This window comes from Bradyrhizobium yuanmingense (assembly GCF_900094575.1).
Lineage (GTDB): Bacteria > Pseudomonadota > Alphaproteobacteria > Rhizobiales > Xanthobacteraceae > Bradyrhizobium > Bradyrhizobium yuanmingense.
Genome location: NZ_FMAE01000002.1, coordinates 433441 through 455861 on the forward strand (window position 1 = coordinate 433441; position 22421 = coordinate 455861).

20 protein-coding genes are annotated in these 22421 nt (G+C 65.6%); 11 read left to right on the forward strand and 9 right to left on the reverse strand.

All coding sequences use genetic code 11. The annotated features are described in order from the left end of the window. Nucleotides 1–33 precede the first annotated feature (33 nt). Nucleotides 34–1566, reverse strand: coding sequence for a murein biosynthesis integral membrane protein MurJ (gene murJ, locus GA0061099_RS07110; RefSeq protein ID WP_036024129.1), 1533 nt, complete (start codon nucleotides 1564–1566; stop codon nucleotides 34–36). Between the two features lie 124 nt (nucleotides 1567–1690). Between murJ and GA0061099_RS07115 the strand changes: the two genes are divergently transcribed. Further along, entirely contained in the window at nucleotides 1691–2692 is a 1002-nt protein-coding gene (locus GA0061099_RS07115) for an adenosine kinase (protein ID WP_036024127.1), read from the forward strand. Between the two features lie 150 nt (nucleotides 2693–2842). Here GA0061099_RS07115 and GA0061099_RS07120 read toward each other — a convergent pair whose 3' ends face one another. The 3 genes from GA0061099_RS07120 to GA0061099_RS07130 all read right to left on the reverse strand — a co-directional run bounded on the left by GA0061099_RS07120 (nucleotide 2843) and on the right by GA0061099_RS07130 (nucleotide 7159). After that, nucleotides 2843–3676 carry an outer membrane protein gene (locus GA0061099_RS07120; protein ID WP_036024125.1) on the reverse strand — a complete coding sequence of 278 codons (834 nt, stop codon included), beginning with the start codon at nucleotides 3674–3676 and terminating at the stop codon, nucleotides 2843–2845. 443 nt (nucleotides 3677–4119) lie between these two features. After that, the gene (locus GA0061099_RS07125) at nucleotides 4120–5814 is read right to left on the reverse strand and encodes an AMP-binding protein (protein ID WP_036024123.1); all 1695 of its coding nucleotides are present in this window, start codon (nucleotides 5812–5814) and stop codon (nucleotides 4120–4122) included. A gap of 148 nt (nucleotides 5815–5962) precedes the next feature. Next, nucleotides 5963–7159: a serine hydrolase domain-containing protein gene (locus GA0061099_RS07130; protein WP_036024120.1), complete on the reverse strand. Its 1197-nt coding sequence runs from the start codon at nucleotides 7157–7159 to the stop codon at nucleotides 5963–5965. A gap of 346 nt (nucleotides 7160–7505) precedes the next feature. Here GA0061099_RS07130 and GA0061099_RS07135 point away from each other — a divergent pair, with 346 nt between their 5' ends. Together GA0061099_RS07135 and GA0061099_RS07140 are read left to right on the forward strand one after the other, a co-directional pair. Continuing rightward, nucleotides 7506–7826 (forward strand): hypothetical protein, encoded by a 321-nt coding sequence (locus GA0061099_RS07135; RefSeq protein ID WP_027572396.1) that lies wholly within the window; start codon nucleotides 7506–7508, stop codon nucleotides 7824–7826. Between the two features lie 108 nt (nucleotides 7827–7934). After that, nucleotides 7935–9428, forward strand: coding sequence for an NAD-dependent succinate-semialdehyde dehydrogenase (locus GA0061099_RS07140; RefSeq protein WP_036024118.1), 1494 nt, complete (start codon nucleotides 7935–7937; stop codon nucleotides 9426–9428). 169 nt (nucleotides 9429–9597) lie between these two features. Here GA0061099_RS07140 and GA0061099_RS07145 read toward each other — a convergent pair whose 3' ends face one another. Both GA0061099_RS07145 and GA0061099_RS07150 read right to left on the reverse strand, forming a co-directional pair. Then, nucleotides 9598–10512: a phosphoribosylaminoimidazolesuccinocarboxamide synthase gene (locus GA0061099_RS07145; RefSeq protein ID WP_036024113.1), complete on the reverse strand. Its 915-nt coding sequence runs from the start codon at nucleotides 10510–10512 to the stop codon at nucleotides 9598–9600. 63 nt (nucleotides 10513–10575) lie between these two features. Beyond that, complete coding sequence (locus GA0061099_RS07150; RefSeq protein WP_036024106.1) at nucleotides 10576–11493, reverse strand: pirin family protein; 918 nt, start codon at nucleotides 11491–11493, stop codon at nucleotides 10576–10578. A 294-nt stretch (nucleotides 11494–11787) separates the two neighbouring features. Here GA0061099_RS07150 and GA0061099_RS07155 point away from each other — a divergent pair, with 294 nt between their 5' ends. Together GA0061099_RS07155 and GA0061099_RS07160 are read left to right on the forward strand one after the other, a co-directional pair. Beyond that, on the forward strand, nucleotides 11788–12843 hold the full coding sequence (locus tag GA0061099_RS07155; RefSeq protein WP_036024104.1) for a helix-turn-helix domain-containing protein: 1056 nt from the start codon (nucleotides 11788–11790) through the stop codon (nucleotides 12841–12843). Nucleotides 12844–13178: 335 nt separating this feature from the next. Further along, the gene (locus tag GA0061099_RS07160; RefSeq protein WP_036024102.1) at nucleotides 13179–14606 is read left to right on the forward strand and encodes a serine hydrolase domain-containing protein; all 1428 of its coding nucleotides are present in this window, start codon (nucleotides 13179–13181) and stop codon (nucleotides 14604–14606) included. 44 nt (nucleotides 14607–14650) lie between these two features. On the opposite strand, the gene GA0061099_RS07165 is transcribed toward GA0061099_RS07160, so the two are convergent. Beyond that, on the reverse strand, nucleotides 14651–16018 hold the full coding sequence (locus GA0061099_RS07165) for an MmgE/PrpD family protein (RefSeq protein ID WP_036024100.1): 1368 nt from the start codon (nucleotides 16016–16018) through the stop codon (nucleotides 14651–14653). 117 nt (nucleotides 16019–16135) lie between these two features. Here GA0061099_RS07165 and GA0061099_RS07170 point away from each other — a divergent pair, with 117 nt between their 5' ends. Together GA0061099_RS07170 and GA0061099_RS07175 are read left to right on the forward strand one after the other, a co-directional pair. Next, a complete protein-coding gene (locus GA0061099_RS07170) occupies nucleotides 16136–17251 on the forward strand; it encodes an FUSC family protein (protein WP_036024099.1) in 1116 nt (371 codons plus the stop codon). Between the two features lie 312 nt (nucleotides 17252–17563). Then, complete coding sequence (locus GA0061099_RS07175) at nucleotides 17564–18058, forward strand: septal ring lytic transglycosylase RlpA family protein (RefSeq protein ID WP_193375181.1); 495 nt, start codon at nucleotides 17564–17566, stop codon at nucleotides 18056–18058. 38 nt (nucleotides 18059–18096) lie between these two features. On the opposite strand, the gene GA0061099_RS07180 is transcribed toward GA0061099_RS07175, so the two are convergent. Together GA0061099_RS07180 and GA0061099_RS07185 are read right to left on the reverse strand one after the other, a co-directional pair. Further along, nucleotides 18097–18582 carry a DUF2867 domain-containing protein gene (locus GA0061099_RS07180; RefSeq protein ID WP_036024098.1) on the reverse strand — a complete coding sequence of 162 codons (486 nt, stop codon included), beginning with the start codon at nucleotides 18580–18582 and terminating at the stop codon, nucleotides 18097–18099. After that, the gene (locus GA0061099_RS07185; protein ID WP_036024097.1) at nucleotides 18579–19979 is read right to left on the reverse strand and encodes an MATE family efflux transporter; all 1401 of its coding nucleotides are present in this window, start codon (nucleotides 19977–19979) and stop codon (nucleotides 18579–18581) included. The genes GA0061099_RS07180 and GA0061099_RS07185 overlap by 4 nt, the downstream gene beginning before the upstream one ends. Nucleotides 19980–20138: 159 nt before the next feature. On the opposite strand from GA0061099_RS07185, the gene GA0061099_RS07190 reads away from it, so the two are divergent. The 4 genes from GA0061099_RS07190 to GA0061099_RS07205 all read left to right on the forward strand — a co-directional run bounded on the left by GA0061099_RS07190 (nucleotide 20139) and on the right by GA0061099_RS07205 (nucleotide 22378). Continuing rightward, nucleotides 20139–20867, forward strand: a complete 729-nt coding sequence (locus tag GA0061099_RS07190; protein WP_036024096.1) for an outer membrane protein — start codon at nucleotides 20139–20141, stop codon at nucleotides 20865–20867. A 79-nt stretch (nucleotides 20868–20946) separates the two neighbouring features. Further along, a complete protein-coding gene (locus GA0061099_RS07195; RefSeq protein ID WP_074447594.1) occupies nucleotides 20947–21513 on the forward strand; it encodes an RNA polymerase sigma factor in 567 nt (188 codons plus the stop codon). Further along, a complete protein-coding gene (locus tag GA0061099_RS07200; protein WP_036024094.1) occupies nucleotides 21510–21938 on the forward strand; it encodes a hypothetical protein in 429 nt (142 codons plus the stop codon). Before GA0061099_RS07195 ends, GA0061099_RS07200 begins: the two co-directional genes overlap by 4 nt. Beyond that, complete coding sequence (locus GA0061099_RS07205) at nucleotides 21935–22378, forward strand: periplasmic heavy metal sensor (protein WP_036024092.1); 444 nt, start codon at nucleotides 21935–21937, stop codon at nucleotides 22376–22378. The genes GA0061099_RS07200 and GA0061099_RS07205 overlap by 4 nt, the downstream gene beginning before the upstream one ends. The last annotated feature ends 43 nt before the right edge of the window (nucleotides 22379–22421 follow it).

The following is a 22421-nucleotide window of genomic DNA, read 5'->3' on the forward strand; positions in this document are numbered from 1 at the left end:
TGCTCCGTCAAGGGTATTTCGCCGGGCTGGCGTTCAGCCGGGCCGTTTCAAGGCATGAACCGCCTCGCGCCAGGAGGCGGCACCGAGGATCTGCAGCAGCAGGCCGTAGACGACGATCCCGGCTGCGATCTGCACACCCAGCGCAATGAAGTGGATGAGCCCATGGGCGCCGGCCGGCACCAGACCTGCGGTCAGCCAGAGCAGGGCGCCCATGGCGATCGCGGCCAGCACGATGCGCGGCAGCCGCGTGCGGGCCGCCGCGTCGATCGAGAAGCCGAACTCGCCCGCGCCCTTGCGGAGCAGCGCGAGCGCGCTGCTCCAGGCGCCAGCCGCGATGCTTGCCGCGATTCCGCTTGCGCCAAAGACATGACCGAGCAGAACCGCGAGCACGACCGTCACCACGAAGCCCTTGGCGGTCGCGAGCAGCGGCGTCATCGTGTCGCTGCGGGCATAGAACGCCGGCGACAGCGCCTTGATCAGCACATGCGCCGGCAGGCCCAGCGCCAGCCACATCAGGGCACGCGCGGTGGCCGCGCTATCCGCCGCACCGAACGCGCCATGCTCGAACAGCAGCCCCACGATCGGCTCGGCGAGCACGATCAGGCCGACCGTGGCCGGCAGCGCCAGCCCGGCGGAAAGCTCCAGCGCGCGGGATTCGGCATGCGCCACCGCGTCGCGATCGGAGCTCGCGACGGCGCGCGTCAGCTCCGGCACCAGCACGGTGCCCATGGCGACGCCGACGATGCCGAGCGGCAGCTCGATCAAGCGGTTGGCGAAATAGAGCCAGGACACCGCGGACGGCGTTGCGGACGCGATGATCGCACCCGCCACCATCAGCCATTGCGGCCCCGAGCTTGCGATCATGCCGGGGATCGCCTTGGCGAAGAAGCCGCGCATCTCCTTGTCGAAACTCGCGCGCAGCGGTGTCGCAAGGCGCGCGCTTCGCTGCGACAGCAGCATCAAGAGTTGCAGCAAGCCGGCGAGGCCGACGGTCGCTGCCAGGATCCAGGCGGCGAAGCCGGCGTCTGCATGCCAGACCAGCAGCATCGCGATCGCGGCGATCAGCGCAATGTTGAACAGCAGTGGCGAGAACGCCGTCAGCGCGAAGCGTCCCTGCGCATTGAGCAGCCCCATCAGCACGGTGACGGGACCGGCGAAGGCGAGGTAAGGCAGCATCAGCCGCGCGTTCTGAACCGCGAGATCGAGCGTGCCACTGCCGAGGAATCCCGGCGCGATCACCGTCATGATCAGCGGCATCAACAATGCGAGCAGGAGTGAGATCCCGATCAGGGCCGTGCTGACCGTGCCGATCACGCGCCCCGCGAACGCCGCGGCTTCCGCCACCCCGTCGCGGTCCCGCACCCGCAGCCAGGCTGGGATCAGCGCCGCGTTCAGCGCGCCCTCGCTGAGCAGCCGCCGCACCACGTTGACGAGCTGGAACGCCGCCAGAAACGCATCCGCCACGGCGCCGGTGCCGAGCAGCGCCGCAATCAGGGAATCGCGGGCGAAACCCAGCAGGCGCGAGGCCAGCGTTCCCGTCGAGACGGTCAGGAAGGAGCGGATCATGCTCTCGAAAATACCGTTGCTTGCCCGCCAAGGCCCGGTCGTGATAGGCCGCGAGCTTGGATTTCAGGCCGACAGGAAGCGGATTTCCGGTTAGATCGCAATCCGGCAAACAGGATCAAGGTGAATGGCTGACGTGAAATATGACGTTCTCGGCATCGGCAACGCGCTGTTCGACGTGCTGGTTCGGACCGACGAGGCCTTTCTGGCCAAGCATGGCATGGCGAAAGGCAGCATGTCGCTGATCGACGAGGCGCGCGCGGCCGCCATCTACAAGGACATGGGTCCGGCGACCGAGGTCTCGGGCGGTTCGGCCGCCAACACCATCGTCGGCATCGGCAGCCTGGGGGCACGCGCCGCCTATGTCGGCAAGGTCAAGGACGACCAGATCGGCAAGCTCTACGTGCACGACATTCGCGCCGCCGGCGTTGCCTTCAACACGCCGGCCGCCAAGGACGGCCCCGCCACCGGCTGCTCCTACATCCTGGTCACCGGCGACGGCGAGCGCACCATGAACACCTATCTCGGCGCGGCGCAGGACCTGTCGCCCGCCGACATCGACCCGGCCGAGATTGCCGGCGCCGGCATCGTCTACCTCGAGGGCTATCTCTGGGACCCCAAGAACGCCAAGGAGGCCTTCGTCAAGGCGGCCAAGATCGCCCATGACGCCAAGCGCAAGGTGGCGCTGACGCTGTCCGATTCCTTCTGCGTTGATCGCTATCGCGACGAGTTTCTCTCGCTGATGCGGGGCGGCACCGTCGACATCGTGTTCGCCAACGAGTCCGAACTCCACTCGCTCTACATGACCTCGGACTTCGACACCGCGCTGAAGCAGCTGCGCAACGACGTCAATCTCGGTGTGGTCACCCGCAGCGAGAAGGGCTGCATGGTGGTCTCGTCCGAGGATGCCGTCGCAGCGCCGGCGTTCCCGGTCGACAAGGTGGTCGACACCACCGGCGCCGGCGACCTCTTCGCCGCCGGCTTCCTCTACGGCCTCGCGCGCAACTTCGGCTACAAGCAGTGCGGCGAGCTCGGCGCGCTCGCCGCCGCCGAAGTCATCCAGCACATCGGCGCGCGGCCTCAGGTATCGTTGAAGGAGCTGGCCGAGCAGCGCGGGCTGACGGCGTAAGAAATTATCTCTGCCTCCACGATGCGGTCGGCATAGCGACCGCACTTTGCCGGCGTGCCGCGTAGAACGAGGCGCTCTCTCTGGCTCCTGATCAAAAAAAACGGCTCCGAGCCGAATGGCCGGAGCCGGGATCTTGGGCTTCTTCGCTTCTCAGTACTTGGCCATCATCGGCCCGCCGAACTTGTAGTTCAGGCCGGCCCGCACGGTATGGAAGGTGAGGTCCTGCGAGATGCGTTCGACGTAGTTGGAGCCGGGCGGAGCAAAAGTGCTGCCGGGCACGTAGGTCGATGTGTAATCCACGCCGCCGAGATCGGTGTAGAGATATTCGAGCTTAACCGTCCAATTCGGCACGAAGGCGTGCTCAACGCCGGCGCCGACCGTCCAGCCGACCTTCGTCTCGGACACCGAACCCGTCTTGGTATAACCATTGGACGAGGTGAGATCCCAGCTTCCCTTGACGCTGCCGACGGCCAGACCGCCGGTGACGTACAGCAGGGTCTTGTCGACCGCATAGCCGGCGCGGCCGCGAACGGTCACGAGCCAATCGTTGCGGATGCTTTCGTCGAATGTGCGGATCACCGGCGGATTCGCTCCGGTGAAAACGGTGCGCGCACCGATATCTGTTGCGTTGGCGTCGGCTTCTACACCCAGAACCCAAGCACCGGTCTGCCAGTTCGCGCCGATCTGAAGACCGCCGATAGCGCCGGCCGGATCGAGGCGGCGATTGCTCAGCGCCACAAACTCGTTCCTGAACGCTACGCCTTCCACGGCCCAGCTGCTGGTGGGATCGAGCACGGTGCCGAGATCCGACTGTCCCCAAGCGTAACCCGCATTCACGCCCACGTAAAAACCGGTCCAGTTATAGACGGCTACGGCGGTCGCTGGTGCCTTGAAGGGCCGGGCCGCGAGATCTGCAGCGCTTGCCGAGCCGACGGTTGCAAATCCAATTCCTGCAACCAGGATGGTCCTCCAAGCCAATTTCATGGCATTCCCCCTAGATCAACAATCGATCAAGTCAGGACACGACCGTAACATTGTACTGCCGCCGATGGCTGTGCCGGGCCTGCCACAGGTGATCGACATTGAACGCGCGTGGGAGACGCCACAAGCAGAATGAATGGCGCACCTGTCCAAATAGCTGGAACTAAGGGTGCCGCGCAGCATCCGGCGGCGTAACGCTCGTCATCCCCGTCATTGCGAGCGCAGCGAAGCAGTCCAGAATCTCTGCGGGGAGACAGCTGGATTGCTTCGCTGCGCTCGCAATGACGATGTAGGCAGGCGCGGGCCTCAATCAAAACTGTCATCGCCCGGCGAAGACCGGGCGATCCAGTACTCCGAGCGGCTGTGATGGATCGAGAAGCCGCGGCGTACGGGATTCGCCTGCGGGGGGAATGACGGTCGTTGTATATGGAGCGCGTTCAACACTTTCACGCCGTCTTCGCCGCCTTCAATCCGAGCCGCTGCTCGACTGCCTCGCGCATCAGGAATTTCTGGATCTTTCCGGTCACGGTCATCGGAAATTCGTCGACGAACTCGACGTAGCGCGGGATCTTGTTGTGGGCGATCTGGCCCTCGCAGAAGGCACGTACTTCCTCAGCCGTCAGTTGCTCGCCCGCTCTGACACGAATCCAGGCGCAGAGCTCCTCGCCGTAGCGGGTGTCTGCGACGCCAAAAATCTGCACGTCCTGGATCTTGGGATGGCGATACAGAAACTCCTCGATCTCGCGCGGATAGAGGTTTTCGCCGCCGCGGATCACCATGTCCTTGATGCGGCCGACGATGTTGCAATAGCCTTCGTCGTCGACGGTGGCGAGATCGCCGGTATGCATCCAGCCGTTGGCGTCGAGCACGTCGGCGGTCTTTTCCTTCTCCTCCCAATAGCCCAGCATGATGCTGTAGCCGCGGGTGCACAGCTCGCCGCGTTCGCCGCGCTTGACGATCCTGCCCTCGAGATCGACGATCTTGACCTCGACATGCGGATGGATACGTCCGACCGTGGAGACACGTCGCTCCAGCGGATCGTCCACCGCGCTCTGGAAGCTGACGGGGCTGGTTTCGGTCATGCCATAGGCGATGGTGACCTCCCGCATGTTCATCTCGGTGTTGACGCGCTTCATCACCTCGATAGGGCAGGGCGCGCCGGCCATGATGCCGGTCCGCAGCGATGTCAGGTCGAAGCCGGCGAATTCGGGGTGATCAAGTTCGGCGATGAACATCGTCGGCACGCCGTAGAGCGCCGTGCATTTCTCCTGCTCGATGGTGCGCAGCGTCGCGAGCGGGTCAAAACCCTCGCCGGGATAGACCATTGCGGCGCCGAGCGTCACGGAGGCAAGGTTGCCCATCACCATGCCGAAGCAATGATAGAGCGGCACCGGAATGCAGATGCGGTCCTGCTCGGTGAGGCGCATCGCGCGGCCGACGAAATAGCCGTTGTTGAGGATGTTGTGGTGGGTCAGTGTCACGCCCTTCGGTGATCCGGTCGTGCCGCTGGTGAACTGGATGTTGACGGGATCGTCGAACTGCAGCTCGGCGCCGAGCGCGGCCAATTGCTGACGGTGCCGGTCGCCACCCATCTGCGCGACCTCGTCGAAGGCAATTGTGCCCGGTGCGGCCGGGCCGCCGATCTGGATGACATTGCGGAGGGCCGGCAGCCGTGCCGCTTGCAGCTGTCCGGGCCTGGCGGATGACAGCTCCGGCAACAGCGTGTTGAGCATCTCCATGTAGTTGCTGGTCTTGAACGCCGTCGCGGTGACGATCGCCGCGCAGCCGACCTTGCGAAGCGCAAATTCCAGCTCGCTGAGGCGGTAGGCGGGGTTGATCGTCACCAGGATCAGGCCGGCCTTGGCGGCGGCGAACTGGGTCAGCGTCCATTCCGGCCGGTTCAGCGACCAGATGCCGATCCGCTCCCCGCGTTCGAGGCCGAGCGCGAGAAAGCCGGCGGCGAGCGCATCGACCCGCTCGGCGAATTCTTTCCAGGTCCATCGGACGCCGTGGCTGGGCGAGACCAGCGCTTCGCGATTGCACCAGCGCTGCGCGGCCTGGTCGGGACTCCGGCCGATCGTGTGGCCGAGCAGCGGCGCGTCCGAGATGCCGCAAACGTAGCTGTCCGCTTTGTCCGCCAAGTCGAAATCCTTTCGTGAGTGATGATCGGCACACTCTACCCGTCGTCATGCCCGGGCTTGTCCCGGGCATCCACGTTCTTTGTGCCGCGTGGCAAGTCGTGGATGGCCGGGACAAGCCCGGCCATGACGTCAGGTGAGAGGTTGCGAGTCACGCCGCCTTCTGCCCGCTTCCGGCAGCATCGAGCCCGGCATAAACGCCGCGCTCAAAGCCCGCGAACGCCTCCAGGCATTTCGCATCCGCGAACGGCAGCAGCTGCATCAGGATGACGCCGGTGACGTCGCGCGCCGGATCGATCCAGTAGTAGGTGTTGGCAAGGCCTGCCCAGGCGAGGCTGCCGGCGCTGCGGCCCTCGGCGGTTTTGGCGGTGTTGATCATGAAGCTGAGGCCCCACTTCTTCACCTGCTCAGGATAGAGATCGACGTCGTTGGTGTACATCGGCGCCGCCGTCGTCATCTTGCCCATAGCGAGGTCGCCAATGTGGTTCTGCCCCATCGTCGCGACCGTCTCGGCTTTCAGCACCTGGTTGCCGTTGCCGCGCCCCTTGTTGAGGATCATCTGGGTGAACTTGATGTAGTCGGCCGCCGTCGAATAGAGACCGCCGCCGCCCATGTGGAATTCCGGCTCCTGCTCGAGCTCGAACGGGATCGCTGCGAGCTGGCCGTCCTCGCCGCGCGCATGCATGCCGACCAGCCGCTTGCGCATGTCGTCGGTGATCTTGAAAGCGGTGTCGCGCATGCCGAGCGGCGCGAACAGATTGTCGCGCAGGTAAGCATCCAGCCGCTTGCCGCTGGCGGCTTCCACCGCCTTGCCGACGAAATCGATGTTGGTGCCGTATTCCCAGCGCGTGCCGGGGTCGGACATGATCGGCGTCTTCAATGCCGCGTTCTGGCAGGTGGTGATGGCGGGAATGCCGTTCTTGTCCAGATAGACCGCGAGATCGCCGTTCCACATGTTGTAGCAGAAGCCGGCGGTGTGGGTCATGAGCTGGCGCAGCGTGATCGGTCCTTTGGCCGGCCGCAGCTTCGCCTCGCCATTGGCGTCAAAACCTTCGAGCACCTGCGGATTGGCGATCTCCGGCAAGACATCGCCGATCGGCGCATCCAGCGACAGCTTGCCCTGCTCGACCAGCTGCATGGCGCCCGCTGTGGTCACCGCCTTCGTCATGGAGGCGATCCAGAACACGCTGTCGACACTCATCGCATCGGGCTTGGACAGATCGCGCTTGCCGAACGCGCCCTGATACAGCACGTCTTGACCGCTGGCCGCGATGGCGACGACGCCCGGAATCTCCTTGGTCTCGCTCTTCTGACGCAGAATCTCATCGATCTGTGCTTGGCTTTGCATGGCGTTTCCTCGGGTTTGATTATTGTTGGAAGTGATCGATTGTCTTCCCGGATCTCCGGCGCGGCAAGCGCCATCTATGTATCTGCACCGGTCGCGATGTCGTGACTTGACGGTCTTGATCCAACGCAGGACGACAACGAGGCTGAGCGCGTACGCTCTTTTACAATCTGCGGTGGATCGACGTGTCTCGCCTCACCTTGGATGGGTTGCTCGCGATATGCTTCGTGGTTCTCGAACCCCTGAAACATTTCGTGAGCTGCCGCGTTCAGCACCCGGCCCGATCGACGAGCCGTTAAGACTTGATGCAAATGTGCCGGCCGTGGATGGGCGGCGAGGGGGACCTCAGATGATTTCGACCTGGAGCGAATGGAAGCGCTATCCCCGTCCGGGACGTGGCGAGAACCTGGAGGCGCCGATTTCGCCGGGGATCTACGAGGTCCGCGTCGCCGGCACCGGCGCCCTCTATTCCTTCGGAGCGGTGGACAATCTGGCGCAGGCGCTGGCGCTGCTGCCGGTCGGTTCGAAGTCATGGTTCGGCCGCCGCGACACGTCTCATGTCCCGGATCTCGAATATCGGACATGCGCGACGTCCACAAAAGCGGATGCCAAGGCCGCCGCCGAGCGCATGATCGGCCGTCGCGAGACCTATATGAGCGGCGCGGCCTAAGGCCGCTGCCAGTTTAGCTGCCATCTGACGTGCGTTTGCAGGGCGGTGCATTGCGCACCGTCTGTCCCTATATTGCGGCCGATCCGATCGCCGCCAGGGAGAAACGCCATGACCCAGACCACCGCCGCACGCGCCCCGCAAGCCACCGCCACCCTGCGCGACCGGTTGAAGGACCCCTCGCTGCTAAAGGAGGCCTGCTACATCGACGGCGCCTGGGTCGGCACGCCGGTCTTCGCCGTCAACAATCCCGCCACCGGCGTCGAGCTCGCAAAGGTGCCGCAGCTTGGTGCTGACGACACCACCCGGGCGGTGGAAGCTGCCGAGCGCGCCTTTCCGGGCTGGGCCAAGCACACTGCAAAACAGCGCTCGAACATTCTGCGCAAATGGTTCGAGCTGATCACGGCCAATCGCGAGGATCTCGCGCTGATCCTCACCTCCGAGCAAGGCAAGCCGCTCACCGAGGCGCTGGGCGAGGTCGATATCGGCGCCGCCTATATCGAGTTCTTCGCCGAAGAAGCGAGGCGCGTCTATGGCGAGACCATCCCGACCCAGCGCGCCGATGCGCGCCTGCTCGCGATCAAGCAGCCGATCGGCGTCTGCGGTGCGATCACGCCGTGGAATTTCCCGAACTCTATGATCACGCGCAAAGTGTCGCCGGCGCTGGCGGCCGGCTGCACCGTGGTGCTCAAGCCCGCCAACGAGACGCCGCTGTCGGCGCTGGCGCTCGCCGTGCTCGCCGAGCGGGCCGGCATCCCCAAGGGCGTGCTCAACATCATCACCGGCGACGCACCGCCCATCGGCAAGGTGCTGTGCGAGCATCCGGCCGTGCGCTTCGTCGGCTTCACCGGGTCCACCGCCGTCGGCAAGATCCTCTATCAACAGGCCTCGGTCGGCGTGAAGCGGCTCGGCCTCGAGCTCGGCGGCAATGCGCCGTTCATCGTGTTCGACGACGCCGACATCGATGCTGCGGTCGAGGGCGCCATCGTCTCGAAATACCGCAACATGGGCCAGACCTGCGTCTGCGCCAACCGCATCTACGCCCAGGACAAGATCTACGACGAGTTCGTGCAGAAGCTCTCCAAGAAGGTCGCGGCAATGAAGATCGGCGACGGCACCGAGAGCGGCGTGACGCAGGGCCCGCTGATCAACATGAAGGCGGTCGACAAGGTCGAGCGCCACATCGCCGATGCCGTCAAGCGCGGCGCCAAGGTCGTCACCGGCGGCAAGCGCAGCGAGCTTGGGCGCTCCTTCTTCGAGCCGACGGTGCTCGCCGACGTCAAGCCGGACTCGCTGGTGTCGCAGGAGGAGACCTTCGGCCCCCTCGCACCCGTGATCCGTTTCAAGGACGAGGCCGACGTCATCGCGATGTGCAACGCCTCGCCGTTCGGCCTCGCGTCGTACTTCTACTCCCGCGATCTCGGCCGCGTCTGGCGCGTCGCCGAAGCGCTGGAGTCGGGCATGGTCGGCGTCAACACCGGCCTCATCACCACCGAGGTCGCGCCCTTCGGCGGCGTCAAGGAAAGCGGCCTGGGCCGCGAAGGCTCCCGTCACGGCATGGAAGAATATGTCGAGATCAAATACGTGATGATGGCGGGGGTGTGAGCGGCTCGCTCGTGTCAGCGCGAATGCGAGCCAGGCGGAGATGTTGGAGAGGCCGACCGGCCTCTCCACGTCATTGCGAGCGCAGCGAAGCAATCCAGAATCCCTCCGCGGAAACACTCTGGATTGCTTCGCTGCGCTCGCAATGACGGAGCTGCGGTAACAGTCGGGCCTAAATCTTCAGCTCTGTCCCCGTCACGCGCCGATACGCTTCCAGGTACCGCTTGCTGGTCGCGTCCACCACGCTGGCCGGCAGCGGCGGCGGCGGGGCGTCGCCGTTCCAGCGGCCGGCGCGGCGCTCGACGTCGAGATAGTCGCGCAGCGGCTGCTTGTCGAAGCTCGCCTGCGGCTGGCCCGGTCTGTAGGCGTCGACCGCCCAGAACCGCGACGAATCCGGCGTCATCACCTCGTCGATCAGGATGATGCGGCCGTCCTTGTCGCGGCCGAACTCGAACTTGGTGTCGGCGATGATGATACCCTGCTCGCGGGCGAGCTCCTCGCCCAGCGTGTAGATCGCCCGCGTCATGCTCTCCAGCGTGTAGGCGACCTCGTCGCCGACCACCGCGCGCATCTTCGCGATGGTGATGTTCTCGTCATGGCCGCTTTCGGCCTTGGTCGCGGGGCTGAAGATCGCCGGCTCCAGCTTCTCGCTCTCGATGAGGCCGGCCTTCAGCTTCTCGCCGGCGAGCGTGCCGCTCGCGGCATATTCCTTCCAGGCGGAGCCTGAGAGATAGCCGCGGATCACGCATTCGATCGGAAACACGGTGGTGCGCTTGCACAGCATGGCGCGGCCAAGGATCTCCGCGCGATGCGGTTTCAACGCCGGCACGGCCGCAATGATCTCGTCGGTATCCGCGCTGATCATGTGATGCGGCACCACGCCTTCGAGCTCATTGAACCACCACGCGCTGATCTGGGTCAGCACCGCGCCCTTCATCGGGATGGTCTCGCCCATCACCACATCGAAGGCGCTGATGCGGTCGGTGGTGACGAGCAGCAGGCGGTCGTCGTCGACGGCGTAGATATCGCGCACCTTGCCGCGTCCGATCTTGGATAGAGGCAGGTCGCTGGAGAGCATGGTGGTCATCGGCAAAGCCTTCGCACAGGACATCCGGCCGCGTCTGATGGCGCGGCCGGACACCGGATTAGCCTATTCCGGCAGCGGAATGAACTCGTGTTCCTGCGGAACTGCGGCGAAGCGCCCGGTTTTCCAGTCCTGCTTGGCCTGCTCGATCCGCTCCTTGCTGGAGGAGACGAAATTCCACCAGATGTGGCGCGGGCCTTCCAGCGCATCGCCGCCGAGAAACATCATTCGCGTCGCCTTCAGCGCCTTCACGGTGATGCGGTCGCCGGGCCGGAAGATCAGCAGGCGCGGCCCCTCGTAGCGCTCGTTGGCGATCTCGACCTCGCCGTCGACGACATAGATCGCACGCTCCTCATGATCGGGGTCGAGCGGCACGCTCGCGCCCGCGAGCGCCGTGACCTCGGTGTAGAACCAGGGCGAGACCATCGACACCGGCGAGGCGATGCCGAAGGCGGAGCCCGCGATCACCCGCGCGGTGAAGTCGCGCTCGGAAATCATCGGCAAATCGCCTGCCGCATAATGCTGGAACGACGGCGCGATCTCTTCGGAGCCCGCCGGCAGCGCGATCCAGCTTTGCAGGCCGAGCATCTTCTGGCCCGAGGCGCGCTGCGCGTCCGGCGTGCGCTCGGAATGCGCAATGCCGCGGCCGGCCGTCATCAGGTTCATTGCGCCGGGAGCGATCTCCTGGACGTTGCCCTCGCTGTCGCGATGCATGATGGCGCCGTCGAACAGATAGGTGACGGTGGCGAGCCCGATATGCGGATGCGGCCGCACGTCCATGCCCTTGCCGGAGACGAACTGCACCGGGCCGAAATGATCGAAGAAGATGAAAGGCCCGACCATCTGCCGCTTGCCATGCGGCAACGCCCGGCGCACCGCGAACCCGTCACCGAGATCGCGCGTGCGCGGCACGATGACGAGATCGAGCGCATCGCAGGACATGGGATCGCCGAGCACGGGATCGTTCGAGGGCTGCCAGCTCATGGGGGAACTCCTTTTGGCTTTGTTGGGCGCGACGCTAGCAGACTTTCACATCAGCGTCGCGACAAAGCCCGCTCATCAAACTCCGCTGTCATGCCCCGGCTTGACCGGAGCATCCAGTACGCCGCAGCCCATCGATTCAACCGCTGCCGTCTCGGAGTACTGGATCGCCCGGTCAAGCCGGGCGATGACAGCTGTGGATGCCGCCCCTAGCCCTTGCATGCGGATGGACCTTGAAAAAGCGAGCCTGACGAACGATGTTCGGCTGCCTTCAACCGCGACCGTTCGCCCCAGCCGATGACCCTTGCCGCAACCGAACTTGCCTTCCGCGCTGCCAGCGTCGCGCTGCTATTGGTGCTGGCGGCGTCATTGCTCTCCGATTTCCGCAATGTGCTCGCGGCCCGCCTCGGCGCGGCCTTCGCGCTAGGCTCGGCGGCGCATGCCGCGAGCTATTCCATCGGCGTGTCGTCGCTCGTTCCAATCTGGCACGCGCCGCTGATTGCACTGTCGACCGGCAACATCGTCGTGTTCTGGCTGTTCACGCGCGCGCTGTTCGACGACGACTTTCGGCTACGCTGGTGGCATGGTTTGATCTGGGCCGCGGTGACCGCCTTCAGCTTCGTCGGATGTCTCTGGATCGCGCCCGGCGGCAACGCGCGGTTCTCCGTGACGGCAGTGAACCTAATCGTGCTCGGCTTCATCGCGCTCGCGGTGGTGCAGACGATCGGATCGTGGTCCGCCGATCTGGTCGAGCGTCGCCGTCGCCTGCGCGTCGTCATCGTCTGCGCCGCCGCACTCTATGGCGGGTTGAATGCGCTGCTCCAGATCCTCGTTGCCTTCAGCGCGAGCGATGTCGCCGATACCATCAATACAGGCGTGCTCGCCTGCATCGTTGCCGCGATCGCCTACGCAATGTTGCGAGTCGATGGCGCCGATCTGTTTCCGATTGCGCCAGAGCCCGCACCCGCGATCGCGCCGATCCAGCCTTTGGCCGAGGACTCCGACCAGAAACTCATCGATGCCCTGATGCGCCTGATGGCGGACGAGCGGATCTATCGCCAGGAGAACATTACCATCGGTGTGCTGGCGGGCCGGCTCAGGATTCCCGAATACAGGCTGCGCCGCCTGATCAACCAGCGGCTCGGCTATCGCAATTTCAATGTGTTCCTGAACAACCACCGCATCGAGGAAGCCAAGGCCGCGCTCGCCGATCCCTCCCAGGCCGAGGTCCCCGTCATCACCATTGCCATGGACGCCGGCTTCCAGTCGCTGGGACCATTCAACCGCGCCTTCAAGGCGGTGACAGGCGTAACGCCGACCGAGTACCGGCGGTTGAAGACGAGTGCGGCTTGATCTTTCTTTACCTCTCCCCGCTTGCGCGGAGAGGTCGGATCGCTCTTGCGATCCGGGTGAGGGGGTACGGGTCCGTCGGCAGTCTCGCGTGCGGAGAGGCCCCTCACCCCAACCCTCTCAGCGCGAGCGAAGCTCGTCGCGGCCCCGTAAGAACGGGGAGAGGGAGCGCACCACCGCTGTGACGGCACGGTACCTCTAAGGATTTGGAATGGCTTCACAATTCCAAAATCGGCCAGCCCGCCCCGATTTCAACCAACCCCTTTTCCAAATCCGGCGAGCATCCCCCGCCCGCATCCCGCTTCCTCCCCAGCATACGCCTCAGCCGGAGAACGCCCGTGACCCGCCGCCGCAAGATCGTCCTTTTCGCCTCCGCCATCGCCGCAGCCGGCCTCGCGCTCGGCGCGGCTCGAGCCCACGACGTGCCGAAGGTCGCGACCGGCTTCGTCGCCGACATCCTGTGCGCCGAGACGTTCGTGTCCGGCCTCGATCCCGGGCGCAACTTCGCCGAGACCACCGACGCCATGCCCGGAGCGGGCCTGATCAGCTGGGCGATGGAGTACAGAATCGACCGCGTCCGCAAGGATGTCACGGTGACGCTGTTCGGCCTCGGCCGCAGCCACGCCATCTATCGCGAGGGCCTCGGCTGCACGCTTGAGCACGGCGCCGGCATTGCCTCCGTCGAGCCGCTGCCTGACGACAAGCGGCCCGCGTTGCTTCCCGCGATCGCCGGCCCCGCGATCGTGCCGCCGCAGAGCCCCGAGCTCGGCGCCGCGCTCGACCGCGCCTTCGCCGAGCCTGCTCAGCCGCCTTACCGCCGCACCCGCGCCATCGTCGTGATGAAGGCCGGCCGCGTCGTCGCCGAACGCTACGCCGACGGCATCGGCCCCGAGACGCCGCTGCTCGGCTTCTCCATGACCAAGTCGGTGGTCTCGGCGCTGATCGGCGTGCTGGTGCGCCAGGGCAAGCTGAAGCTCGACGGCCCCGCGCCGGTCGCGGCCTGGAAGGATCCCGACGATCCGCGCCATGCCATCAATGTCGATCAGCTGCTGCGCCACACCGCGGGCCTTGCGCTTGGCAGCTCGCTGCAGGCCTCGCTCGGCTCCGCCTTCGAGCCGGTCAACCGGATGAAATTCGCCGAGAAGGACATGGCCGCCTATGCCGAGAGCATGCCGCTCGCAACCGCGCCCGGCACCGTGTGGAATTATCACGACGGCAACACGCTCATTCTCTCGCATCTGATCCGCGATGCGGCCGGCGGCAAACCGCAAGACGCGCTGCGCTTTGCGCGCCGCGAATTGTTCGCCCCGCTCGGCATGCGCCATGTCGTGCTCCAGCTCGACGGCGCCGGCACGATCGAGGGGTCGACCGAGATGCTCGCCTCCGCCCGCGACTGGGCGCGCTTCGGCCAGCTCTATCTCAATGACGGCGTCGCCGGTGGCAAACGCATCCTGCCGGAAGGGTGGGTCACCTATTCGGCGACGGCCACGCCGAATGCGTGGGTCGGCATCGGCGCCGGCTTCTGGACCAACCAGGGCGACAGCTTCGGCGCAAATCTTCGCATGGAGCACGGCTGGCCGCGCGATGCCTTCTTCGCCAAGGGCACGATCGGGCAGTACACCATCGTGATCCCGTCGGAGCAGCTGGTGATCGTGCGCATGGGGCGCTCGCCGAACGCGCCGCCGCACGCCGACGGTGTGTTCGACCTCGTGCGCGATGTGGTGGCGGCAACGCGCGAGAAGGGGAGGCTGGCGGGAGGGGATTGAGGTCTTCTTACCCTCCAGGGGGGAAGCGGAGCGCCGCGGTGAACTTACCTCCCCAATTCCGTTGCCTGCGCCACGCGGTCGAACCGCTCCAGCGTCATGATCGCATCCGCGAACTTTTCCGCGCGCGCGTTCAGCACGGGGCGGGCCAATGTCAAAAATTTCTGCTGCATCGCCTGTGTATCCGGGAACGAGGTCGGCTCTCCGGACGGATCGGCGTAGAGCCGCTCGTGCACGCCGTCGTCCGTGGTGATGCTCACGCGCGCGCCGAAGGGATGAGTGCGGCCGATCTCGAGCCGGTCGTCCTGCACCACGTCGAACTTGTCGGCGAGCGCGTCGATGGTGGCGTCGCCGAGCCGGCTGTAATCGTCCCAGCCGAATGAACCCTGGTCGAGTGCGAGCGCGCCGGTGAAGAACATCGAGAACTGGCCGCCGACGATCGAGCGCGGGTGCCGCTTGGTCGCGGCGTCGCCGGTCAGCGTGATGCCGTTGCGGTGCAGACCGATCTCGACGCGCTTGACCTGCTCCGGCGTCAGATTGTGCTCGCGCCGCATCGCGATCAGCGCGTCGATCGCGGCATGGGTGTAGCGGCAGCTCGGATAGGGCTTCACGCCGATCTTCATCGTTTCATAGGTCTTGCCGAGCTCGGCCACCGCCTTGCCCGGATGCGCATCGTCGGTGTAGCCGGCGAGCAGGCCGTGCTTGCCCTCGACCGATTCCGTCGCACCGACGAAATCGTTGCGCGCGAGCGTCGCGGCGATCACCCCGTTCATCGCGGCGGCGCCGACCTGGTAGCGCTTGTTCCAGGCGCCGTTGACCAGAAATTGCAGCGAGCCCGCGGCCTGGCTGCCGGAGACGCCAAACGCGGCAATCAGCTGCTTCTCGCTCAGGCCGAACAGCTTGCCCGCCGCCGCGGCCGCGCCATAGGTGCCGGCCGTCGCCGTCGGGTGGAAGCCGCGCGCGTAATGCGAGGTCGGATCGAGCGCATTGCCGAGGCGGCAGCAGACCTCGTAGCCAGCAACGATCGCCGTGAGCACGTCGCGCCCGGAGGCGCCGACCATCTCGCCGACAGCGAAGGCGGCCGGCACCACCGGTGCGCTCGGATGCAGCGAGGAATCGGCATGGGTGTCGTCGAAATCAAGGGAGTGGCCGAGCGCGCCGTTGAGCAGCGCCGCGACCGCCGGCGTCCAGGTCTTGGCATCACCGAACACGGTGGACTCGCCCTTGGTGTCGAGCGCCAGCGCCTCCAGCATCTTCAGCATCGACGGGGTCGATTCCGCCTCGCGTCGCGCCCTGATGGCGCTGCCGAGGAAGTCCAGCGTCAGGACCTTGGCGCGCTCCAGCACCTCCGCCGGAATATCCTGGTACTTGAGATTGAAGACATAGGCGGCGAGCGTTGCGGTTTCGTGAGCCATCGTGTTTCCTCGATTTGGCGCGCAAGTTAGGCGGGCTGATTTGGCCTTTCAAGCGGCCTTGCGTCGGCGGGGATCAGCCATGCTTTTGCTTAGGCGAAAAGGATCGGGATATTCCGCATGACGCGCGCAAGGCAGCTGTTCGACCGGATTCGAGCGCGGCGGACGCAATTGGGGCTGGCGATCCGGGTCACGGTCGCCGCGACAGCGGCCTATGCGATCGCGACCGCGCTGCATCTGCTGCTGCCGCTCTGGGCGGTGCTGACCTCGCTGATCGTGACCCAGATGAGCGTCGGCCGCTCGCTGAAGGCGACGCGCGACTACATGCTCGGCACCATCGGCGGAGCCCTCTATGGCGGCGCCATCGCCATCCTGATTCCCTATTCCAGCGAGGCGGGCCTGCTCGGCCTGCTGGTCCTCTCCGTCGCTCCGCTCGCCTTCATCGCCGCGATCAATCCGAGCCTCAGCGCCGCCACGGTCACCGCCGTGATCGTGCTCCTGGTTCCGACCCTGCATCATGCCCATCCCCTGACCTCGGCGATCGATCGGGTCAGCGAGGTCGGCGTCGGCGCCGTCACGGGATTGCTGGTCTCCTTCCTGGTGCTGCCCTCGCGCGCGGTGCGGCAGATCCGCGCCAGCGCGGCGGTTCTGCTCGAGCTGATCGCCGATGCCCTCGCCGAGCTGCTGGCAGGCCTCACGCGCGGCCGCGACAACGACGCGCTGCACCGGATCCAGGACGGCATCGGCACCGCGATGGTCAATCTGAATGCGATCGGCTCCGAAGCCGAGCGTGAGCGCGCGGCGCGCTTGTCGAGCGGTCCGGACACCGGCCCATTGCTGCGAACGATCCTGCGGCTGCGCCATGACGTCGTGATGATCGGCCGCGCCACGGTGGTGCCGCTGCCGGTGGAAGTGCAATTGCGGCTGGCAGCGCCCCTGTCGGAAGTGTCGACCGTGATCGCCCGCTTCCTCCGCTCGGCCGCTGGCGCCTTGCGCGAGGGCGTCGGCGCGCCGCCGATCCATCCCGTCCATGTCGCGCTCCAGCACTATGCCGAGGCGGTCGCGTCCGTCCGTCAGGATGGCCTGATCCGCGGCCACGCGAGTGACACAGCCGAGCGCTTCTTCGCGCTCGGCTTCTCCCTGGAGCAGATGCACCAGAATCTCGGCGACCTCGACCGCGTCGTCGGCGAATGGTCGGAGGCCTCGACAGATAAAACCGCACGCGTTGCGGAGTGAGTTCGGGCGCGTCGTCGTCAACGTCGGCTTTCGACAGTAATGCGCGTGTGCGAAGCGCGGCGGTGATCGGCGGTCTGCGGCTCTGAGTCGCTCCACGCACGAGGTTCCATCGGGTCATGTTGCTGACGCATTTTCTGTTTTAATCGGCGAGAAGCTAAACACGACGTGAGACCACTCCGGTTCTCACAACGGTTCCGTAGCCAGGGGTTGGCTCGAATCCGCAAAACGTTCGGCAAGTTCATGAGCGCTGCTGCGTTCGCTTGACCACGTTTGCGGTTCTGGAACCGGACAATCTAAAAAATCACAGGACTCATGATGCTCTTCCGCTCGAGCGCCGCAGTTTGCGGCGCCCTGGTTATGCTTGCCTTCTCTGTTGCCGTTGCTCGAAGTGAAACGCGTGGGGATCACTCAAGTGCCGTCGTCGATGCCGCCTCGGGCGATGCGATTATTGGCGCGGCGTCCACCTATAATCCGTTCAAGCCCGGCAAGGAGGAGGGCGGTCCGCAGACGGCTTCCGGCGAACGTTATGATCCCTCCGCCTGGACGGCTGCCATCAAGACGAGCCTGCGCCGGAAATTCGGTGGGGTCGGATTCGGCGCGAGGCCGAAATATGCTCTCGTCGAGGCCGTGGGCAAGAAGGTCATCGTCAAGATAAACGACGTGGGACCACTAAGACCTGGCCGCATCATCGACCTCAATGAGCGAACGATGCGCCATTTCGATCCGAGCATGGACCTCGGTGTCATTCCTGACGTGAAAGTCAGTCCGCTCGCTGGCGACAATTGGACTGCAGGGCCGGTGGGCTGAACAGGGCGTGTTCGTTCAATGTCGGCCCGCACAGTTCATCAGGCCGTCTCCACGATGCGTCCCATCATGTTGCGGACCACGAGCTTGTGGAAGGGCATGATCAGCGCAAGATAGGTCCGGCCGAGCAGGTTGTGCGTGCGCACCAGCGTGGTCGAGGTCACATGGCGGCGCGCGGCATTGCCTGAAACGTCGACTACGATGCGGAAATCGAGGTGCGAATCATCGAAGCCCGCGACCAGCTGCTCCGGCGTCTCGCTCAGCACCGGAAACAGGCCGATCAGGCCGTACGGCGCCGGCGCGCCTTCGCCCGATGTCTTCAGCCCGAACGGCCTCACCAGAATGTTGCGCAGGCGCAGCAGTGCGTCGATCCAGCGCGGCCCGTGCAGCACCATCCTGGTGCAGGCTTCGCGGGCATTCACCGCCGCGGCGCCGATGTCCACGCAAAACGCGTCGATGAACTGCGCGCCGGCGAGCAGCGCATCGGCATCGACTTCAGGCGCGACTTCGCGGACCGTCCCGATCATCCCGCCATTTTGCGCGTCAGCATCCGGAAGCGCAAGATCAGGAGCCCGGCATAGACGAACGTGCCGATCGAGAATCCGATCCAGACGCCGATCGCGCCCAGCCCTGTGTGGAACGCCAGCAACCAGCCGATGGGAAAAGAGACGCCCCAATAGCCGATCGCGGCGAACAGCAGGGTCATCTTGGTGTCGTTGATGCCGCGCAGCGCGCCGCCCATGATGGTCTGCAGGCCGTCGGCGATGAAGAAGCTGGCCCCGACCAGCAGCAGCGTTGCCGTCAGCTCGACGGTGGCCGCACTTTCGCTGCCGGCGCCGAAGAACAGCCGGCCGAGCTGATAGCGACCGATCACGATGGCGATCGTCAGCGCGGAGACCAGCGCGAGGCCGAGCACGGCTGCGACGAGTCCTGCGCGCTTCACCGCCGCCGGATCCTTGCGGCCGAAGGCATGACCGACCCGCACGGTCGCCGCCATGCCGATGCCGAGCGGCACCATGAACAGCACGGCGGTGACCTGGAGCGCGATCTGGTGCGCGGCAATCGCGGTGGTCGAGATCAGGCCCATCAGCAGCGCGGCCGAGGAGAACAGGCCATATTCCAGCAGCAGCGAAAACGAGATCGGCGCGCCGATCGAGATCAGCTGGCGCATCAAGGGCCAGTCGATCCGCCAGAGGCGGGCGAGCGGATGATAGTCCGCGAACGGCTTGCGTAGCCCGGCGATCGCGAGCGCGGCGAGGAAGGTGCCGAGATTGACCAGCGTGGTCGCAAGCCCCGCGCCGAACAGGCCGAGCTCGGGCAGGCCGAACAGCCCGTGGATCAGGGCATAGACCAGCGCGGCATTGACCGGGATCGCCGCCAGCGTGATCCATAGCGGCGCCTGCGGCCGGTTCACTGCGCTCATCATGCTGCGCAGCGCGATGAATCCGAGCGCCGGTGCGATGCCCCAGGCCAGGCCATTCAGGTAGTGCTGTGCCAGCGCGGCCGAGTGCGGCATTTGACCGAGCGTGAGCAAAATCTGCTCGCCATAGAGCGGCGAGGCCATCATCGGCAGTGAGATCAGCAGCGCGGCCCACAGACCGACGCGCAAGGAGCGCCGAATGCGCCTGACGTCGCCGGCGCCGAACGCCTGCGCCGCCAGCGGCGACACTGCGGACGTCAATCCGAGCCCGAACGTGAAGCTGACGAAATAGACCGTATGGGCCAGCGCCGCCGCGGCCACCGCCTCCTCGCCGAGCCGCCCGATCATCGCAAGATCGGTCGTGATCATTGCGATCTGCCCAAGCTGGGTCAGCATCAGCGGCACGGCGAGGCGCAGCGTCTCGATGAATTCTTCGGCAAGATGGTTCTGCCGTGCGTCCAGGCGTGCCCGGTACCGCCGTTTGGTATCCAAAAGCTCGGTCATGCCGGGGACATAGCAGCCTCGATCGGCGAAGTAACGGCAAAGAAATGTGAGGGCGGGTGCCGCTGAAAAAAGGCGGGGGCTCAGGCGAAGGAAAGGTCGGGTTGCACCGTATTCGTCATGTGCGGCGAATCTGGGCCGGTCTCACATTGGGAATTGAGTATGATAACGAGATTTAGACTGACGTTCGCCGCACTGTTCATCGGTTCTGCCATCCTGGGTGCCGGCGCCGCTGCAGCGGCCGACCTGAGGCTGCCCGCAGCACCGCAGGCGCAGGCGGCGTCGGCAGCCCTGCTGAGCTGGGCGGGGCCCTATTTCGGCGTTCAGGCCGGCTATCTTTCGGGCCGCTCCGAGATCTCGCTGCCCGCGACGGGTGAATTCCACTTTGTCGATCCGAAGGGCGCGATCGTCGGTGCAACGGCGGGCTTCTCGGCGCAATGGGGCCGGATCGTCGCCGGGCTCGAGGGCGACGTGAACTTCGTCGATGCGCGCGCGACGATCGATACCGGCTTTGCGCCTACCCCCGCGGTCACGCAGCTTCAATCCGCGGTCAATTGGAACAGCCATCTCCGTGGACGGATCGGCTATGCTTTCGACCGCACGCTGCTGTTCGCCGCCGGTGGCCTTGCCGTCGCGGGCGTCGAGAGCAAGGCGTTCGACAATGGGATCGGGGCCGTTGCGAGCTGGAGCGATACACGGATCGGCTGGTCGATCGGAGCGGGCGGGGAATTCCGCCTGGCACCGCAGGCCTCGGTCCGGCTCGAATATCTCTATGACAATTACGGCTCGAAGACGCTGGCCGCCCAGACGGTCGGCGCGACGACCTTCGGCGCGCGCGAGTCCCGGCTCGACACGCACACGGTGCGAGCCGGAGTCTATTGGCGCTTCTGATGCTCGGTTGGAGGCGGCTATCGCCTGGTAGGATCGGTTCGCAATTCTCGACTACGATGTCCGCAGGCCAGAGCAACAGATCGATGTGATGGAAGAGCCATCGGACGAGGCCTTGATGGCGGAGGTTTCGGCGCAGCGGCAGCATGCGTTTCGCGTCCTCATGCGGCGCCATATGCCTCGGGCGCTGCGGGTCGCGGAGCGGATCGTGCGCGACCCGGCCGAGGCCGACGATATCGGCCAGGAGGCGTTCATGCGGGTCTGGACGCACGCAGCCTCTTTCGACCCAGAGGTTGCGAAATTCACGACCTGGCTCTACCGCATCGTCCTCAACCTGACGTTCGACCGCACGCGGCGGCGAACGTTCCTGCCGCTCGAAGACGCCGGCGACGTACCCGACATGGGACCGCATGCTGTCGAGCGGCTGATCGCGGATGAGGAGCTCAGTCTTCTCAATCGCGCGATGGCCGGCCTGTCGGACCGGCAGCGCGGCGCGATCGCCCTCTTCCACATGGAGGGATTGAGCGGCGAGGAGGCGGCGAACGCGATGAATCTCAGCGCCAAGGCGTTCGAATCGCTGCTGGGCCGCGCCCGCACGGCGCTGAAGGCAAACGTCCAGAAAATACAGGAGACAGGGAGCTACGCATGACGCCGGATCAGTTCAGACGATTGGCCGAGACATGGGGAGGCGATGTCGAGCGTTGGCCCGCGGCAACGCGCGAGGCCGCGCGGCGATTTGCGGCAAGTGCGGAAGGCGCGGCCGTCCTGGATGAGCAGGGACGGCTCGATCGCCTGCTCGCGGTGGCCCCGGAGATCGACGAGGCGAGGGCGGATCGTTCGAGCCTGCTCGTCCTGCAGCGGCTCGCCGCGGTCCCGCAGCAGCATCGGCCGGCATGGTATCGACGCCTGCTGCGCTGGCCCACGCTCGTTCCCGCCGCAAGTCTCGCCTGCTCCGCGATCGTCGGCGTGTGGCTGGCGGGGGCGATGCCCTATGTCCATTCGGCGTCGGACCCGTTGTCCGTCATGAGCGGCGTCTTCGACGTCTACTCAATCGGTTTGGGATCGGTGCAATGAAGTTCCGGCGAGAATGGTCCATACCCTGGCGGGCGCTCATGCTGCTGTCGCTGTGCGTCAACGTCGTCCTGTTCACCTATGTCTCGGTGCAATGGCTGCGGCCCGGCGGCTTCCGGGCCGGCGCGGGCGTGCCGCTCCGCATGATCGAGCGCGTCGCGGAGCGATTGCCGGCGGAAGACGCGGAGATCCTGTGGAGCATCTATCGCGGCAAGGAGGCGGAGCTGGCCCCGCTCCAGGCCGAGTACCGGCTCGCGTTGATGAAGGCGATGAAAACGGCGGCGCAGACGAATCTCGACAAGGCCGAGCTGGAAGCAGCCGTGAAGGATGCCCGCGACAAGCGCGTGAAGATTGGCGACCTTGTCGTCTCGACCTTCGTCGAGATGCTGGAACGAATTTCAGCGAAAGGACGCCGACAACTCGTCGGCGGCTATTTTCGCTGAGCCGCGCAGAGTGAACGAGGGATTCGGCCCGTCCAGACGTATC

Bases quoted from the DNA above. Each gene is read 5' to 3' on its own strand.
- murJ (WP_036024129.1), bottom strand. From the start codon at position 1,566: ATGATCCGCTCCTTCCTGACCGTCTCGACGGGAACGCTGGCCTCGCGC.
- GA0061099_RS07115 (WP_036024127.1), top strand. From the start codon at position 1,691: ATGGCTGACGTGAAATATGACGTTCTCGGCATCGGCAACGCGCTGTTC.
- GA0061099_RS07120 (WP_036024125.1), bottom strand. From the start codon at position 3,676: ATGAAATTGGCTTGGAGGACCATCCTGGTTGCAGGAATTGGATTTGCA.
- GA0061099_RS07130 (WP_036024120.1), bottom strand. From the start codon at position 7,159: ATGCAAAGCCAAGCACAGATCGATGAGATTCTGCGTCAGAAGAGCGAG.
- GA0061099_RS07135 (WP_027572396.1), top strand. From the start codon at position 7,506: ATGATTTCGACCTGGAGCGAATGGAAGCGCTATCCCCGTCCGGGACGT.
- GA0061099_RS07140 (WP_036024118.1), top strand. From the start codon at position 7,935: ATGACCCAGACCACCGCCGCACGCGCCCCGCAAGCCACCGCCACCCTG.
- GA0061099_RS07145 (WP_036024113.1), bottom strand. From the start codon at position 10,512: ATGACCACCATGCTCTCCAGCGACCTGCCTCTATCCAAGATCGGACGC.
- GA0061099_RS07150 (WP_036024106.1), bottom strand. From the start codon at position 11,493: ATGAGCTGGCAGCCCTCGAACGATCCCGTGCTCGGCGATCCCATGTCC.
- GA0061099_RS07155 (WP_036024104.1), top strand. From the start codon at position 11,788: ATGACCCTTGCCGCAACCGAACTTGCCTTCCGCGCTGCCAGCGTCGCG.
- GA0061099_RS07165 (WP_036024100.1), bottom strand. From the start codon at position 16,018: ATGGCTCACGAAACCGCAACGCTCGCCGCCTATGTCTTCAATCTCAAG.
- GA0061099_RS07170 (WP_036024099.1), top strand. From the start codon at position 16,136: ATGACGCGCGCAAGGCAGCTGTTCGACCGGATTCGAGCGCGGCGGACG.
- GA0061099_RS07175 (WP_193375181.1), top strand. From the start codon at position 17,564: ATGATGCTCTTCCGCTCGAGCGCCGCAGTTTGCGGCGCCCTGGTTATG.
- GA0061099_RS07180 (WP_036024098.1), bottom strand. From the start codon at position 18,582: ATGATCGGGACGGTCCGCGAAGTCGCGCCTGAAGTCGATGCCGATGCG.
- GA0061099_RS07185 (WP_036024097.1), bottom strand. From the start codon at position 19,979: ATGACCGAGCTTTTGGATACCAAACGGCGGTACCGGGCACGCCTGGAC.
- GA0061099_RS07190 (WP_036024096.1), top strand. From the start codon at position 20,139: ATGATAACGAGATTTAGACTGACGTTCGCCGCACTGTTCATCGGTTCT.
- GA0061099_RS07200 (WP_036024094.1), top strand. From the start codon at position 21,510: ATGACGCCGGATCAGTTCAGACGATTGGCCGAGACATGGGGAGGCGAT.
- GA0061099_RS07205 (WP_036024092.1), top strand. From the start codon at position 21,935: ATGAAGTTCCGGCGAGAATGGTCCATACCCTGGCGGGCGCTCATGCTG.